The organism is Stenotrophomonas sp. PvP093 (genome assembly GCF_017876915.1).
Taxonomy (GTDB): domain Bacteria; phylum Pseudomonadota; class Gammaproteobacteria; order Xanthomonadales; family Xanthomonadaceae; genus Stenotrophomonas; species Stenotrophomonas muris.
Genome location: NZ_JAGIOX010000001.1, coordinates 178,270 through 193,633, shown reverse-complemented (window position 1 = coordinate 193,633; position 15,364 = coordinate 178,270). Strand labels below are relative to the sequence as shown.

General features: G+C 67.6%; 16 protein-coding genes. 8 read left to right on the top strand and 8 right to left on the bottom strand.

Annotation, left to right across the window (positions count from 1 at the left end; genetic code table 11):
- Positions 1–3: 3 nt before the first annotated feature.
- From J3A72_RS00900 to J3A72_RS00890, 3 genes are read right to left on the bottom strand one after another with little or no spacing between them, the layout of a single operon-like run.
- The gene (locus tag J3A72_RS00900; protein WP_032962223.1) at positions 4–609 is read right to left on the bottom strand and encodes an acetyltransferase; all 606 of its coding nucleotides are present in this window, start codon (positions 607–609) and stop codon (positions 4–6) included.
- Positions 596–1,735 carry a glycosyltransferase family 2 protein gene (locus tag J3A72_RS00895; RefSeq protein WP_014645551.1) on the bottom strand — a complete coding sequence of 380 codons (1,140 nt, stop codon included), beginning with the start codon at positions 1,733–1,735 and terminating at the stop codon, positions 596–598. The genes J3A72_RS00900 and J3A72_RS00895 overlap by 14 nt, the downstream gene beginning before the upstream one ends.
- Positions 1,735–2,346 (bottom strand): PIG-L deacetylase family protein, encoded by a 612-nt coding sequence (locus J3A72_RS00890; protein WP_014645552.1) that lies wholly within the window; start codon positions 2,344–2,346, stop codon positions 1,735–1,737. Before J3A72_RS00890 ends, J3A72_RS00895 begins: the two co-directional genes overlap by 1 nt.
- A gap of 166 nt (positions 2,347–2,512) precedes the next feature.
- Between J3A72_RS00890 and J3A72_RS00885 the strand changes: the two genes are divergently transcribed.
- Both J3A72_RS00885 and J3A72_RS00880 read left to right on the top strand, forming a co-directional pair.
- Positions 2,513–3,100, top strand: coding sequence for a class I SAM-dependent methyltransferase (locus tag J3A72_RS00885; RefSeq protein ID WP_075077208.1), 588 nt, complete (start codon positions 2,513–2,515; stop codon positions 3,098–3,100).
- Positions 3,101–3,185: 85 nt separating this feature from the next.
- A complete protein-coding gene (locus J3A72_RS00880) occupies positions 3,186–3,929 on the top strand; it encodes a pseudouridine synthase (protein ID WP_069118156.1) in 744 nt (247 codons plus the stop codon).
- 70 nt (positions 3,930–3,999) lie between these two features.
- Here the strand turns inward: J3A72_RS00880 and J3A72_RS00875 are convergent, their stop codons facing one another.
- Entirely contained in the window at positions 4,000–4,527 is a 528-nt protein-coding gene (locus tag J3A72_RS00875) for a DUF2059 domain-containing protein (RefSeq protein ID WP_014645555.1), read from the bottom strand.
- Positions 4,528–4,661: 134 nt separating this feature from the next.
- Here J3A72_RS00875 and arfB point away from each other — a divergent pair, with 134 nt between their 5' ends.
- The 3 genes from arfB (at position 4,662) to dcp (ending at position 7,967) form a co-directional block, all read left to right on the top strand.
- A complete protein-coding gene (gene arfB, locus J3A72_RS00870; protein ID WP_075077209.1) occupies positions 4,662–5,093 on the top strand; it encodes an alternative ribosome rescue aminoacyl-tRNA hydrolase ArfB in 432 nt (143 codons plus the stop codon).
- Positions 5,094–5,097: 4 nt separating this feature from the next.
- Entirely contained in the window at positions 5,098–5,700 is a 603-nt protein-coding gene (locus tag J3A72_RS00865; protein ID WP_014645556.1) for a lysophospholipid acyltransferase family protein, read from the top strand.
- Between the two features lie 110 nt (positions 5,701–5,810).
- Positions 5,811–7,967 carry a peptidyl-dipeptidase Dcp gene (gene dcp / locus J3A72_RS00860; protein WP_075077210.1) on the top strand — a complete coding sequence of 719 codons (2,157 nt, stop codon included), beginning with the start codon at positions 5,811–5,813 and terminating at the stop codon, positions 7,965–7,967.
- Positions 7,968–8,113: 146 nt separating this feature from the next.
- Here the strand turns inward: dcp and J3A72_RS00855 are convergent, their stop codons facing one another.
- The gene (locus J3A72_RS00855; protein WP_004153636.1) at positions 8,114–8,560 is read right to left on the bottom strand and encodes a 3-dehydroquinate dehydratase; all 447 of its coding nucleotides are present in this window, start codon (positions 8,558–8,560) and stop codon (positions 8,114–8,116) included.
- A gap of 3 nt (positions 8,561–8,563) precedes the next feature.
- Positions 8,564–8,965, bottom strand: a complete 402-nt coding sequence (locus J3A72_RS00850) for a hypothetical protein (protein WP_014645558.1) — start codon at positions 8,963–8,965, stop codon at positions 8,564–8,566.
- Between the two features lie 275 nt (positions 8,966–9,240).
- Here J3A72_RS00850 and lepB point away from each other — a divergent pair, with 275 nt between their 5' ends.
- Both lepB and J3A72_RS00840 read left to right on the top strand, forming a co-directional pair.
- Positions 9,241–9,867, top strand: coding sequence for a signal peptidase I (lepB, locus tag J3A72_RS00845; protein WP_014645559.1), 627 nt, complete (start codon positions 9,241–9,243; stop codon positions 9,865–9,867).
- Between the two features lie 123 nt (positions 9,868–9,990).
- Positions 9,991–11,247: an MFS transporter gene (locus tag J3A72_RS00840; protein ID WP_075076694.1), complete on the top strand. Its 1,257-nt coding sequence runs from the start codon at positions 9,991–9,993 to the stop codon at positions 11,245–11,247.
- 118 nt (positions 11,248–11,365) lie between these two features.
- Here the strand turns inward: J3A72_RS00840 and J3A72_RS00835 are convergent, their stop codons facing one another.
- Positions 11,366–12,274, bottom strand: a complete 909-nt coding sequence (locus tag J3A72_RS00835) for a LysR family transcriptional regulator (protein WP_014645561.1) — start codon at positions 12,272–12,274, stop codon at positions 11,366–11,368.
- A 331-nt stretch (positions 12,275–12,605) separates the two neighbouring features.
- Positions 12,606–13,574 carry a LysR family transcriptional regulator gene (locus J3A72_RS00830; RefSeq protein ID WP_046427979.1) on the bottom strand — a complete coding sequence of 323 codons (969 nt, stop codon included), beginning with the start codon at positions 13,572–13,574 and terminating at the stop codon, positions 12,606–12,608.
- Between the two features lie 110 nt (positions 13,575–13,684).
- Here J3A72_RS00830 and aceB point away from each other — a divergent pair, with 110 nt between their 5' ends.
- Positions 13,685–15,307, top strand: a complete 1,623-nt coding sequence (gene aceB, locus J3A72_RS00825) for a malate synthase A (RefSeq protein WP_075076692.1) — start codon at positions 13,685–13,687, stop codon at positions 15,305–15,307.
- Positions 15,308–15,364 lie beyond the last annotated feature (57 nt).

Here is a 15,364-nt window from a genome sequence, read left to right as displayed (position 1 = left end):
GGGTTACTCCAGGGGTTGGGAATGCAGCGACTGCAGCAGCCGGTAGCGACCGGGCGGCAGGTTTCGTTCCACGGTGATGCGCGGGCCGAACTGGCTGCCCGGGGCGACGATGCGACCGGGCAGAATGATCACGCCGACGCCCAGCGCGGCACCTTCGCCGATCCAGGCGCCGAGCTTGTCGCGCTGGCTGTCGATGACGGTGTCGCCGATGTGGACGGTGACCGTTGCGCCATCCAGGCGATGGTTGCTGGTACGCACCAGCGCGCCCAGGTAGGCACGGGCGTCGACGCGGCTGTCGGCGATGAAGCACTGCGGGCCGATGCAGGCGCCGTCGCCGATCAGTGCGTTCTTCAGTTCACTGGCAAAGCCGATGCGCACACCGTCACCGATGTGCAGCGGACCGCGCAGCAGTGCGTTGTTGCCGATCAGGCAGTCGCGGCCGATCGATACCGGCCCGTGCAGCTGGGCGCCGTCGCAGATGCGGCTGCCAGCGCCGATCCGTACCTCGCCCCGCACGATCGCACGCGGCGAAACCTGGGCGCTGGAATCGACGTGGGGTGGCAGCGTCGATAGCGCGTCGGCCATGGCGGCGAGGTCATTCCACCACATGCGGATACCTGGTCGGCTTGTCGCGTGCCGGCTCGCGGCCGGTAAACAGCCCGGCCACGCCATGCATCAGCCAGATCGCATAGGCGAGCAGCACGTACAGCATCGAGAACGCGGCGGCAGGGACCAGCGACGCGCGGCGGTGGTGGATCGCACTGATCACCGCCAGCAACATGACGATGCCGATCCAGAACAACGGCATCACCGACAGGGCGAGGCCACCCGGCCCATGCAGCTGGGCCGCACCGAACCAGACCTGCAGCGTCAGCACGATGCCGGCAAGGGCAAGCAGCATCATCGGCAGGATGCTGAACACGCCGAAGCGGGTCAGCAGCAGGCCGCGATGCAGGCGCATGCATACCGCATAGCCGACGATCCAGCGTCGCCAGCGCCGCCATTCCTCCACCAGCGTGTTGCATTCCTGCGGGTAGACCACGCAGCGCACGCTCTGGCGGACACGGTAGCCCTGCGCGACCAGCGACCAGGACATGTCCAGGTCTTCGACGCGGGTACGGTCGGAGAAACCGACCTTGCGCAGCACCGAGGTGCGGAACAGGCCACACGAGCCGGAGACGATGAACGGTGCGCCGCCCAGCCATTGCTGGAAGCTGCGCTTGATGACGATCATCGGCAGCTTCAGGCTGGCGCGCACATGCGGCAGGAAGCCGGCACCCTGCAGGCTGGACGAGGGTACGCCACCGACCGCATCGGCACCGCGCTCGATCTCGTCCAGCAGGTGGCCCAGGCCATGGCCGCGCGGATCGATGTGGGTGTCGGCGTCGGTCAGGAACACCTGCTCGGCGGTGGCGTGCCGCAGGCCATGCATCAGCGCGCCGCCCTTGCCGGTGTTGGCCTGGTGCACGGCCACGAGGCGCCCGGGCCAGCGCGCCTGCAGCGCATCAAGTACCTGGGCGGTGTTGTCGGTCGAACCGTCGTTCACGCAGATCACCCGTGCCACGTAGGGGTTCTGCAGCAGGCCGGTCAACGAGCGCTCCAGGCACGGCGCTTCGTTGTAGGCCGGCACGATCGCATCGATGCTGTACAGGCGCGTGCTGGGGCGACGCGAGGCCTGCACGCACACACGCACCAGGATGAAGGCACACATGGCCAGGAACAGCAGCGTTTTCATCACAGCACCAGCCGGTAGGGCACGAAGCCCTCACTGGGGCCGATGCCGATCTGCTGGCCGCGGAACTGCGCGTGACAGCGCAGGTGGTCCTCCTGCATGTAGTGGCGATCGCCCTGGCTGGCATGCTCGCGCAACGCATGGATCTTCAGGTCCAGTTGTGCGCTGATGTCCTCGAACACCTGCGGTGCGAACTGCGGCAGGGTGCTGGGGCTCTCGTAGCAGAGGATCTGCGGGATGCTGCGGCAGGCGATGATTGACGCTTCATGGACGGTGCGATGGTCCTGGTGGTGGTCTTCGCCGCACATCGTGTAGACGCGATGCGGTGCGATCTGCGCGCAGGCCTGCTCGATCACCGCGACGATGTCGTTGCGGCAGGCAGGAAAGCGCGTATCCGGGAAATCCTGCTGGATCACCTCGGTCACACCCAGGCGGCGCAACGCGCGGTGGGATTCGTCGCTGCGGTCGATGCCGGCATGGCAGCCACGGCCACCACGGCTGAGCACCAGCGCATGGATGCGTGCACCGTCGCGGGCCAGCTTGGCCAGGCTGCCGCCGCAACCGAGTTCGATGTCGTCGGGGTGGGCGCCGATTGCCAGAATGTCGAGAACCATGGCCGTGTCCTTGCGGAAACCAATGAGGGCCGCGGGCCGGTGGACCATCCCGCGTGAAGAAGGCGGGAACTATCGCAACCCCATCGGAGTACAGGCTTAAGACAAGTACGAAATGTGGCCGGACAGGCCACAATGCTCACCCTTGCTGTGGCAAATGAAAGAAGCAATGACGATGCAGCTTTCGGAATTGAAGAACGAACTGGCACGCTTCGGTGCTGAAAACGACGCGCATGAAACCGAGCGCGCCCGGCGCATGCTCAACATCACGCCGGACACCGGTGAATTCCTGTCGGTGCTGGTGCGTTTCGGCAATGCGCGCCGGGTGCTGGAGATCGGCACCTCCAACGGTTATTCCACGCTGTGGATTGCCGAAGCCGCAGCCGCCATCGACGGCCACGTGACCACACTGGAATACGCCGCGGACAAGGTGGCGATGGCGCGTGACACCTTCGCGCGCAGTGGCCTTGCCGATCGCATCACGCTGGTCCACGGCGATGCCGGGCAGTGGCTGGCACAGGCCGCCGATGCCAGCATTGACCTGCTGTTCCTCGATTCGGACCGCGAACAGTACGCCGGCTGGTGGCCGCGGCTGCGCCGCGTGCTGCGGCGGGGGGGGCTGCTGGTGGTGGACAACGCCACCTCGCACGCCGCGCAGATGGAACCGTTGCGGGTGCTGCTGGACGCTGATCCGGACTTCAGCACCAGCCTGGTGCCGGTGGGCAACGGCGAGCTTCTGGCCGTGCGCAACGCTTGACCGCCGCGCCACCAACCCGGGGTCAGATCCCTTTTCCGCAGGAAAAGGGATCTGACCCCGATCAGGGCGCCCGTATAATCCTGCGGTGAGCACCGAACCTGACACCCTCGCCGCGGTCGAGACCGAATCCGCGCCCCTGCAGCTGCTGCACCTGGACGAGCGCCTGGCCGTGGTCAACAAGCCCGCCGGGCTGATGGTCCACGACAGCAAGCTGGCCCGTGGCGAAGATGATTTCCTGGCCGACCGCCTGCGCGAGCAGCTGGGCCGCCCGATCTTCCTCGTGCACCGCCTGGACCGGGCCACCAGTGGCTGCCTGCTGCTGGCCTTCGACCGCGAGACCGCCAGTGCGCTGGGCAAGGCGTTGATGGGGGGTGAAGTGGCCAAGGACTACCTGACGGTCTGCCGGGGCTGGCCGGCCGAGCTGTCCTGGCGGGTGGACCATGACCTGGACGGCGGGCCGGGCAAGCCGGTGAAGAAGCCGGCGGTCACCGACTTCCAGCGCCTGGCCACCGGCGAGCTGTCGGTGCCGGTGGGTGAGTTCAGCAGTTCGCGCTACGCGCTGCTGCGCTGCCAGCCGCAGACCGGGCGCTTCCGGCAGATCCGCCGGCACCTCAAGCACCTGTCGCACCACATGATCGGCGACACCAGCCACGGCGATGGCCGCCACAACCGCATCTTCCGCATGCAGGGCGTGCACCGCATGCTGCTGCACGCCGAGCGCCTGCGCTTCCCGCACCCGGACGGTGGCAGCGTGGATGTCAGTGCGCCGCTGGATCGCGAGTTCCAGAAGGCGCTGGACCTGTTCGGCTGGCAGGTGGACGACGCCTGATGCTGCTGCGGTAAGCCGAGCGTGGGCTCGGCTCTACAGCCAGCGGCCGGGCGTGGCCCGGCGCACCCCGTTATTTCTTTTCCGGCTCGTTGACGATCGCTTCCAGGTCCTTCTGCAGATCCGCGAACAGCGGCTGCATGCGCGCCTGGATCGCCACCATCACGTTCTGCATCAGCGCCGGGGTCTTGTCCAGCAGGCTCTGGCCGGCCGCGCTCTCGTAGAACTCGGCCATTGCCAGCACGTCTTCCTTGCTGAAGGTCTTCTTGTACAGGTCCACGTACATGGGCCGCAGCTGTTGCCACGACATCGCCTGGCGCAGGGTCTGGCTGGTCCGGGCCTGGATCCGCTTCAGCTGTTCCTGCTGCTGGGCGGTGAGCTGGCGCTGCGCGGCCACCTGCTGGAACTGCTGCTGCTGCATGGCTTCGATCTGAGGCACCATGGTGTCGATCATGCTCTGCGCGCGCGAGGCCGACAGCAGGCGGTTGATGTCGCCGTCGGTCGGCGGGGCGGCCAGGGCCGGAACGCTGGCCACGGCCAGCGCCAGCAGCAGGGCGGCGCGGCGCAGCAGGGACGGCAGGGCGGGTGTGGAGCGGGTCATGCGGGGCTTCCTGCGGTACATGGGACCGCCAGCATACCCGCAGCCCAGGCGAAGGCGGCGTGTTCGGTGCCTGATCGGCGGCATACGGGGCGCGATGGCGTACTTCACCACGTGCCTGCCGCTACAATGCGCGGATGGGCAGTGGACCGGTCACCATCAGCGCGCAGCTTGAAATCCCCGACGGCGAGATCGTCGAGCGGTTCGTGCGCGCCAGTGGCGCCGGCGGCCAGAACGTCAACAAGGTGTCCACCGCGGTGGAACTGCGTTTCGACGTGGCCAACTCGCCCTCGTTGCCCGAACCGTTGCGCGCGCGCCTGCTGGCGCGGCGTGACCGGCGCATGACCGGCGAAGGCGTGCTGGTCATCGACGCGCAACGATTCCGCACCCAGGATCGCAATCGCGAGGATGCGCGCGAGCGGCTGGCGGCCTTCATCCAGGCCGGGCTGAGCGTGCCCAAACCGCGCAAGGCCACCAAGCCGACCCTCGGGTCGAAACTGCGTCGTCTGGACGCCAAACGCGGGCGCGCGCAGATCAAGCGCCGGCGCTCATCACGTGACTGGGAGTGATTGCTTGAACAACCCGACTTCGTTGCTGCCGGCCGTGCCGCCGCAGATGCCGCAGGTCAAACCCAACGCCTTCCTGCGCTGGCTGGCGCGCTGCACCCTGCGCATGGGCGGCTGGAAGGTGACCGGCACCCTGCCGGACATCCCCAGGCTGGTCTTCATCATCGCCCCGCATTCGTCCAACTGGGACGGCCTGTGGGGCATGGCGGCGAAGATCGCGCTGGGCATGAAGGTGAAGGTGCTGGGCAAGGCCTCGCTGTTCTGGTGGCCGCTGGGCCCGCTGCTGCACAAGCTGGGCGTGATCCCGCTCGATCGCAGCTCGCCGCAGGGCACCGTCGGCCAGGCCGTGGACCTGCTGCGCAACAACGAGAAGATGTGGTTCGCCATCACGCCCGAAGGCACCCGCAAGGCCGTGAAGGACTGGAAGGCCGGCTTCCTGAAGATTGCCCGGATGGCTGACGTACCGATCCTGACCGCGTATTTCCACTATCCGGAAAAGACCATCGGCATCGGTCCGCTGTTCACCCCGAGCGGCGACGATGTGGCCGACATGGCTGCCATCCGCGAGTTCTACCGGCCCTGGATCGGCAAGACCCGCGGCACGGTCTGAGCCGCTTGCAGGCCGCCGCATAGACGCCACGTCCGGCACATGCCGGGCGAGCGCGACAGGAGTAGGGTGGAGGGCTGGTATCCATACCGTCTGCCCAAGGAGCGTTTTACATGTCGCGTACCGTAGTCCTGGCCGCCGCCATCAGCCTGGCGCTGGCGGCCTGTTCCGGCAAGGAGTCCACCCCCGTGTCCGATGCCCAGAAGACCCCGGCCCAGCAGCCGGCCGAAGCCTCCACCAATCCGCTGCTGAGCGCGAGCACGCTGCCGTTCCAGGCACCGCCGTTCGACAAGATCAAGGACAGCGACTACCTGCCGGCGTTCGAAGAAGGCATGCGCCAGCACCTGGCCGACGTGCGCAGGATCGCCGACAGCAGCGAGCCGGCCACCTTCGACAACACCATCGTGGCGATGGAGCGCAGCGGCGAGACCCTGACCCGCGTGTCGCGCATCTTCTTCGGCCTGGTCCAGGCCGACACCAACGACGCACGCCAGAAGATCCAGGAAGAAGTGGCGCCGAAGCTGGCCGCGCACCAGGACGAGATCAACCTCGATCCGAAGCTGTTCGCGCGCGTGAAGTCGCTGTACGACCAGCGTGACACGCTGGAGCTGGACCCGGTGCAGAAGCGCCTGGTGGAGCACTACTACGATGGCCTGGTGCGCGCCGGTGCGCAGCTGTCCGACGCCGACAAGGCGAGCCTGCGCAAGCTCAACGTGGAAGAGACCACGCTCTCCACCCAGTTCCACACCCGCCTGGTGGCCGCCACCGCTGCTGCGGCCGTTGTCGTTGACGACAAGGCCAAGCTGGCCGGCCTGGACGAGGGCGCTATCAACAACGCTGCCGCCGCCGCCAAGGACCGCAAGCTGGATGGCAAGTTCCTGCTGCCGCTGCAGAACACCACCCAGCAGCCGGTGCTCGGCTCGCTGAGCGACCGCGACCAGCGCGCCGCCGTGCTGAAGGCCTCGGAAACCCGCGCCGAGCGCGGCGATGCCAACGACACCCGGCAGACCGTGCAGCGCCTGGCCCAGCTGCGTGCGCAGAAGGCCAAGCTGCTCGGCTTTGACACCTTCGCCGACTACCAGCTGGGCGACCAGATGGCCAAGACCCCGGCTGCCGCGCTCAAGCTGCTGACCGACACCGTGCCGGCCGCCACCGCCAAGGCACGCGCCGAAGCCGGTGAGATCCAGAAGGTCATCGACGCGCAGAAGGGTGGATTCCAGGTCGCCGCTTCGGACTGGGACTTCTACGCCGAGCAGGTGCGCAAGGCCAAGTACGATCTGGACGAGTCGCAGATCAAGCCGTACTTCGAACTGGACAACGTGCTGCAGAACGGCGTCTTCTACGCCGCCACCCAGCTGTACGGCATCACCTTCAAGCCGCGCACCGACATTCCGACCTACAACCCGGACATGAAGGTGTACGAAGTGTTCGACAAGGACGGCACCTCGCTGGCGCTGTTCTACACCGACTACTTCAAGCGTGACAGCAAGTCCGGTGGCGCCTGGATGGACGTGTTCGTCGAACAGGACGGCCTGACCGGTGCCAAGCCGGTGGTCTACAACGTCTGCAACTTCACCAAGCCGGCCGCCGGCCAGCCTGCGCTGATCAGCTTCGACGACGTCACCACCATGTTCCATGAGTTCGGCCATGCGCTGCACGGCATTTTCTCGAACGTGAAGTACCCGTCGATCGCCGGCACCGCGACCTCGCGCGACTTCGTCGAGTTCCCGTCGCAGTTCAACGAGCACTGGGCGCTGGACCCGAAGGTGTTCGCCAACTACGCCAAGCACTACAAGACCGGCGAGGCGATGCCGCAGGAGCTGGTCGACAAGATCCTCAAGGCACGCAGCTTCAACCAGGGCTACGCGACGACCGAGTACCTGTCGGCCGCGCTGCTGGACCTGGCCTGGCACACGCAGAAGGCCGACGCGCCGCTGCAGGATGTCGGCGCCTTTGAAGCCAGCGCGCTGAAGAAGTTCAAGGTCGACCTGCCGCAGGTGCCGCCGCGCTACCGCACCACCTACTTCGACCATATCTGGGGTGGCGGTTACTCGGCCGGCTACTACGCCTACTTCTGGGCCGAAGTGCTCGACCATGACGCCTACCAGTGGTTCACCGAGCACGGTGGCCTGACCGCGGCCAATGGCCAGGAGTTCCGCGACAAGATCCTCTCGCGCGGCAACAGCGTGGAACTGTCGACCCTGTACCGCGATTTCCGTGGCAAGGACCCGTCGGTGGAACCGCTGCTGAAGTTCCGCGGGTTGAAGTAAGAAAGCGAAAACGGCGGGGGCAACCCCGCCGTTTTTCTTTCTGTAGCGTCGAGCCATGCTCGACGTTCTTCTGTAGAGCCGAGCCCACGCTCGGCTGATGGTTCCTGGAAAGGCAGCCGAGCATGGGCTCGGCTCTACAAACAGCGTTACGTTCCCACGTGTACCCGGTTGGCCTGCTCGGCCAGGCCCAGGTGATCCAGTGCGATATCCAGCGCCAGCACGTAACTCTGCGCGCCGTAGCCGGCGGCGATGCCCAGGCGCTGGCCGACACCAGCCGGCAGGCACGGCTCGGCTACCGCGCCGTCGTCATGCACTTCCACATAGGCGTTGTGCAGGTACGGCAGCAGGCGCTGCAGGCGCAGGCTGTTGGCACACGCGCCCGGGTCGAGCAGGGTCACCTCGCCGCGGCTGTGGTCGGCCACGCGCAGGGCGTCCAGCAGTTCCTGTTCAGAACCACAGGCACGGATCGCCACGCTGGTGCCGGCGTCGATCGCACGATGCACCAGTGACTTCAGGACCGGTGCCGGCAGCGGCATCGCGGTGCGGATCAGGGCGCCGGCCGCTTCCGGGCCACGGATGATGAAGATCGACATGGCTCAGCCCTCCTGTGCCAGGCGGCGGCCGACAATGGCCAGCGACAACGGGTAGCCGGCCTGCTGGCTGCGCTGGTCGACCACCACGGCGGCGGGACCGTGCTGCAGGCGCAGGCGTGCCTCCAGACCGGGTTCGCTGGGGGCCTGCAGTTCGATGTACTGCGCCGGCAGCCGTTCCAGCGCCGCCTGCAGCGCGCCACCTTCGGCCTGCCATTGCGCCTCGTCAGCGGTACCGACATCCAGCAGTACCCAGTCGGCCGAGCGCGCCTGCGGCTGGCACAGGCACTGGCGTACCTCGGACAGGCTGGCGCAGTCGCTGCACAGCACGCGATGGCCGGCCAGCTGCGTCGGCAGTTGGGGACGCGGTGCCGACGAAGAGGCGTGGCGGATCACCAGGAGGGTCATACAACACCTTGCGGAATGCGCCCTGCGGCGCGGTGGGCACACGATGCGCGTGCCGCCCGTAAAGGTGCGATGCCCGCGGCCGGTCCCGCGCGTAAAACCTGCGTAACCCTTCCTGTAGAGCCGAGCCTGCGCTCGGCCGCTCTGCGCCCCAGTCGGGCAACCTCGACGCTGCAAGGAACAGGCCGAGCGTGGGCTCGGCTCTACCGGATCGCGTCGCGGGAACCTCTCCCGCCTGGATGTGGTCTGATGCAGCTACCACCTACCCGGAGCCTGTCATGGATGCTGCTGCCCGTCCTCCCTTGTCCGAACGCGCGCTGGTCTGGCTGAAGAAGGAAGCATTGCCGCTGCTGGTGATGCTCGGCCTGCTCGCCGCCGCCCGCGATACCCTCGCCAACCACTACGTGGTGCCGAGTGGCTCGATGCAGCCGACCCTGCAGCCGGGCGACCGGGTGGTGGTGGACATGCGCGCCTACGGCCTGCGCCTGCCGTTCACCGGCAAGGAACTGATGGCCACCGGCGTCCCGCAGCGCGGTGAAGTGGCGGTGTTCGATTCACCGGCCGACGGCACCCGCCTGATCAAGCGCGTGGCGGCGGTGGCCGGTGACCACGTGCAGATGCGCGAGGGCCATCTGAGCATCAACGGCCAGCCGCTGCAGATCGCCGATCTGCAGGACGTGGAAGCCTTCGGCGAGCGCCGTGCCCGCCTCGACCTGGACATGGGCGGCGGTCCGGACATCGCCGATCTGGTGGTGCCGGCCGGCAAGGTGCTGGTGCTGGGTGACCACCGCGGCAACAGCTTCGACGGCCGCTTCTTCGGCTTCGTCGACGCCGACAAGGTCTACGGCCGTGCGGTGGCGGTGTACTACCGCCGCGGCGACGGTTTCGAGTGGCAGCGCCTGTAAGCTGAATTGATACCTCTTGAGTATCAATCCTGACTTATCAGGTTATGGATCGACTGGATCGACAGGCCTAGTCTGAGGCCCGTTCCCTCCCATGCCCGGCCGCCCCACCGGCCCTTCGATCCCATGACTGGCGAAACCGCGGCGGCCGTCGAGCGCCGCCCCCCCACTGTCGATCCCATCGCCGAGACCCGCATCCAGCAGGGCACGCCGGCCTTCCGCCGCACCGCGCTGGCACTGTTCCTGGCCGGCTTCTCCACCTTCGGCCTGCTGTACACCGTGCAGCCGCTGCTGCCCGAGTTCAGCCGCCACTTCGGCGTGTCCGCCGCAGGCAGCGCGATGTCGTTGTCGCTGACCACCGGCACGCTGGCGGTGGCGATGCTGTTGGCCGGCCTGCTGTCCGATGCGGTCGGCCGCCGCCCGTTGATGATTGCCGCGCTGCTGGCCTCGGCCATGCTGTCGCTGAGCACGGCGCTGGTGGACGACTGGACCACGCTGCTGGTGCTGCGCACCCTGCTTGGCCTGGCGCTGAGCGGCGTGCCGGCAGTGGCGATGACCTACCTGGTCGAGGAGATGGACAGCCGCGCGCTGGGCCTGGCGATGGGCCTGTACATCGGCGGCAACGCCATCGGTGGCATGAGCGGGCGCCTGCTGGCCGGCATCATCGCCGATCACTGGGGCTGGCGTTGGGGCATCGGCGTGGTGTCGATCATCGCCGTGGCCAGCACCGTGCTGCTGTGGCTGCAGCTGCCGCCGTCGCGTCATTTCCATCCCCGCCGTGATGGCCTGCGCCAGTTGCCGTCGCGCTGGCGCACGCTGTTCGCCGACCCGGGCCTGCCGTGGCTGTTCGCCACCTCGTTCGTGCTGATGGGCGTGTTCGTCACCCTCTACAACTACCTGGGCTATCACCTGCTGGCGCCGCCGTACCACCTCAGCCAGACCGTGGTCGGGCTGATCTTCAGCGTGTACCTGGTGGGCACCTTCAGTTCGGCGTGGATGGGCCAGCAGGCCACGCGGTACGGGCGCGGCCGCATCCTGTCGATCTCGTTCGCGCTGATCGGCGCCGGCATCGCGCTGCTGGCGATGCCGTGGCTGAGCACGATGGCACTGGGCATCGCGCTGGTGACCTTCGGCTTCTTCGGTGGCCACTCGGTGGCCAGCAGCTGGGTCGGCAGCCGTGCCGGTACGATGCGCGCGGAAGCGTCGGCGCTGTACCTGTTCGCCTACTACCTGGGCTCCAGCGTGCTGGGCGGGGTGGGTGGCCTGGCCTACGCGGCCTGGGACTGGCTGGGCGTGTGCGCGTTCGCTGCCGTGCTGACCCTGATCGGGGGCGGCATCGTCTGGGCGCTGCAGCAGCGCGCGCCGCAGCCGGTCACGGCCTGACGCCAGCCTCGCGTTCCGCACGGGCGCGGCGTTGCTCTGGTAGATGCCGACCTTGGTCGGCGCTCTGGCACGGCAGCCAACCAAGGTTGGCGTCTACCAAACCTAAGTGGGTGGCACTTCACCCTTCGGCGAACGCCCCGCGCAGCAGCCCGGCGAAGTTGCGGATCAGCGGCGTGACGCCCTCGCGGTGCCATGCCAGCTGCACCTCCGAATGCGCACCGGCATCGGCCAGCGCCACGAAGCGCGCGCCTTCCACGCGTATGTGATCGCAGGACGAGGGCAGGATCGCCGCACCCAGGCCTGCAGCCGCAAGACTGATCAATGTCGATGCCTCACCGGCTTCCTGCACGATGCGCGGCGTGAACCCGGCGGCCGCGCACAGCGCGATCATGTGGTCATGGATGCCCGCGCCCGCGCTGCGGCGAAATGCCACGAACGGCTCCTGCGCGAAGTCGCGTAGCGACAACGTGCCCTGCTTCGACAGCCTGCGCAGGGCAGGGTGGTCGGCATGCACGATCAACGCCAGTGGATCGACGAACAGGCTGTGCGCCACCAGCTCCGGCGGCAATGCGCGCTTGCGGATGATGCCCACGTCCAGTGAACCGTCGAGCAGCGCATCGATCTGCTGCAGCGTGTTCATCTCGCTCAGCTGCAGCCGCACCTGTGGGTACTGCTGGCGGTAGCGCAGGATCGAACGCGGAATCTGCGGCGACAGCGGCGTGGCCCGGGTCAGGCCGATACGCAGTTCGCCCTGCTCGCCGCGCTGCGCGCGCTGTACCTCGTCCACCGCGGTTTCCACCTGCTGCACGATGGCCCGTGCGCGCTCCTGCAGCAGCTCACCCGCAGGCGTCAGCTGCACACGACGATGGCTGCGCACGAACAGGCGCGCCCCGATCAGGTCTTCCAGCTGGCGGATCTGCTGGCTGAGCGGCGGTTGCGACATGCCCAGCCGCTCCGCCGCCTGGCCGAAGTGCAGCGTGTCGGCAACGGCGAGGAAGTAACGCAGGTGGCGGAGTTCGATGGACATGCGCCCAGTCTATGCATCGCCAGCCGGAAATGGGGTCAGATCCGTTTTCCTGCGGAAAACGGATCTGACCCCGGTCACCCGTCATCCACGCATGGCGTGGATCTACCGTGTCGACCAAGGTCGACACCCACCAACAGTAGCGACCAACTGTCAGAGGCGGGGCGGTGTGGGTGGGCAGGACCGTTGGCGCCATGGATGGCGCCATCGAGCCCCCAAGGAGGGGTTCACGGCATGTCCTGCCCACCCACACCGCCCCGCCATCTACGGATAGCAGGCTTTTGCTGTTGCTTTGGCTTCAGCAGGTGCAGGGCGCAGCCCTGCCGAACACCCCTCACCGCTCCGAATGCCCGCTCTGGTCGTAATCGCGCGGACTGAACAACTCCGGCTGGATCAGCTCGATGAACGCGCGCGCCTGCGCCGACAGCGCCTTGCCCCGGCGCACGATCACCCCGTAACTGCGCTCGGGGAACCAGCGCTTCATCGACCGCGCCGCCAACCGCTCGCGGTCGGCCTCGTTCAGGCACAGCGCCGGCACGATGGAAATGCCCATGCCCATCGCCACGTACTGCTTGATCACCTCCCAGCCGCCCACTTCCAGTGCCACGGTGTAGGCGATGCGGTGGCGCTGGAATACCTGGTCAACCAGCCGGTAGGTGATCTGCCGCTTCGGCGGCAGCACCAGCGGATAGCGCGCGATGTCGGCCAGCTCCAGCTCGCCGCCACTGGCCAGCGGATGGTCGTGCGGCGCGATCAGTACCTGCTCGAAGCGGTAGGCCGGGGCGTAGGTCAGGTCGGCCGGTACATCGGTCATCGAACCGATCGCCAGGTCGGCGGCGTCCTCGCGCAGCAGGTCGGTGCCATCGGCGCTGATCGCGTTGTGCAGGGTCAGGCGCACGTCCGGGTGGTGCAGGCGGAAGCGCTCGACGATCTTCGGCAGCAGGTACAGGATCGTCGAGCTGTTGGCGGCGATGTTCAGCTCGCCCGCATCCAGGCCGCGCACCTTGTCGCGGAAGCGCGCCTCCAGCCCGTCCAGGTTCTCCACCAGCGGCTGCGCCATCTCGTACAGCAGCTGGCCCTCGCGGCTGGGTACCAGGCGGCGCCCACTGCGCTCGAACAACGGCACCCCCAGTTCCCGTTCCAGGGCCTGCAACTGCAGGCTGATGGCCGGCTGGCTGACGAAAAGTGCCTCAGCCGCCCGTGAGACCGAGCCCAGGCGCACCGTCTGGCAGAACGCACGCAATGGCTTCAGCCGGTCGGATTTGTAGGAAAAACGCGGACTTGGCGGGGTGCGTGTGCTCATCTCGTCACGAGTATTAGCACAACTTATGTAGAACATTGCAAAAACTGTTTTGCCAAATACTCCGGCCCAGCGGCACCGTGGAGACGTTCCCCCACCGCTGGAGTCGCCCCATGTCCGCCGTCGCTTCCGCTGTTCCCACCCCTGCCAGCAAGGCTACCCCCGGCATCGCCCTGGCGACCCGCGTGGCCGGCCAGGACACCGTGCTGCCGGCGCCGCTGCTGGCCCTGCTGGTGTCGCTGCACCGTGCGGTGGAACCGGGCCGGCAGGCACGGCTGCAGGCGCGCCGCGAGCGCCAGGCGTTCTTCGACGAGGGCGGCCTGCCGGACTTCCGCGAGGACACCGCTGCGATCCGTAGCGGCGACTGGCGCGTTGCGCCGCTGCCGGCCGCGCTGCAGGACCGCCGCGTCGAGATCACCGGCCCGACCGATCCGAAGATGGTCATCAACGCGCTGAACTCCGGCGCCAAGGTGTTCATGGCCGACTTCGAGGATTCGACCTCGCCGACCTGGCGCAACCTGCTGGCCGGGCAGCAGTCGCTGGCCGCCGCGGTGCGTGGCGATCTCGACTACACCGCCCCCAATGGCAAGCACTACACGCTGCGCCCGCATGACGAGCAGGCGGTGCTGATCGTGCGGCCACGTGGCTGGCACCTGGACGAAAAGCACGTGCGCATCGATGGCCAGTTCATCGCCGGCGGCCTGTTCGACGCGGCGGTGTTCGCCTTCCACAACGCCCGCACCCTGCAGGCGAAGGACCGCGGCCCGTACTTCTACCTGCCCAAGCTGCAGAGCATGGAAGAGGCGGCGCTGTGGGAAACCGCGCTGTCGCACATCGAAGGCATGCTCGGCCTGCCGCACGGCCAGATCAAGGTGACCGTGCTGATCGAAACGCTGCCGGCGGTGTTCGAGATGGATGAGATCCTGCACGCGCTGCGTGACCGCATCGTCGGCCTGAACTGTGGGCGCTGGGACTACATCTTCTCGTACCTGAAGACCTTCCGGCGCCACGCCGACCGCGTGCTGCCCGAGCGCGGCCAGGTGACCATGACCCAGCCGTTCCTGAAGGCCTATTCGGAACTGCTGATCCAGACCTGCCATCGCCGTGGTGCACATGCGATGGGTGGCATGGCCGCGCAGATTCCGATCAACAACGATGCCGCCGCCAACGAACAGGCGATGGCCCGCGTGCGCGCTGACAAGCTGCGCGAAGTGACCGCCGGCCACGACGGCACCTGGGTCGCGCATCCGGCGCTGATTCCGGTGGCGATGGCGATCTTCGACGAACACATGCCCGGTGCGAACCAGCACAGCGTGCTGCGCCAGGATGTGTGCGTCGGCCGCGACGAACTGATCGCACGGCCGCCCGGCACCATCACCCGCGCCGGCTTCGAAGGCAACGTGGAAGTCTGCGTGCGCTACCTGGCGGCATGGCTGGATGGCAACGGCTGCGTGCCGATCCACCACCTGATGGAGGACGCGGCCACCGCCGAGATCAGCCGCAGCCAGTTGTGGCAGTGGCTGCATACGCCGGGCCAGCAGCTGGACGATGGCACCGCCATCGACCTGGCACTGCTGGATGCCACGCTGGCTCAGCTGCCGGCACGGCTGGGTGACACCGCCACGCTGCCCGGTGGCGCACGCATCGGCGAGGCCATCGCCCTGCTCGGCGAACTGAGCCGCAGCGACGAACTGACCGATTTCCTGACCCTGCCGGCCTACGCGCGCATCGACTGATCGCCGCCCGCGTTTCCCGCCGTTTCCCTCCCCGCTGCACGCACGAACCGAACTGGA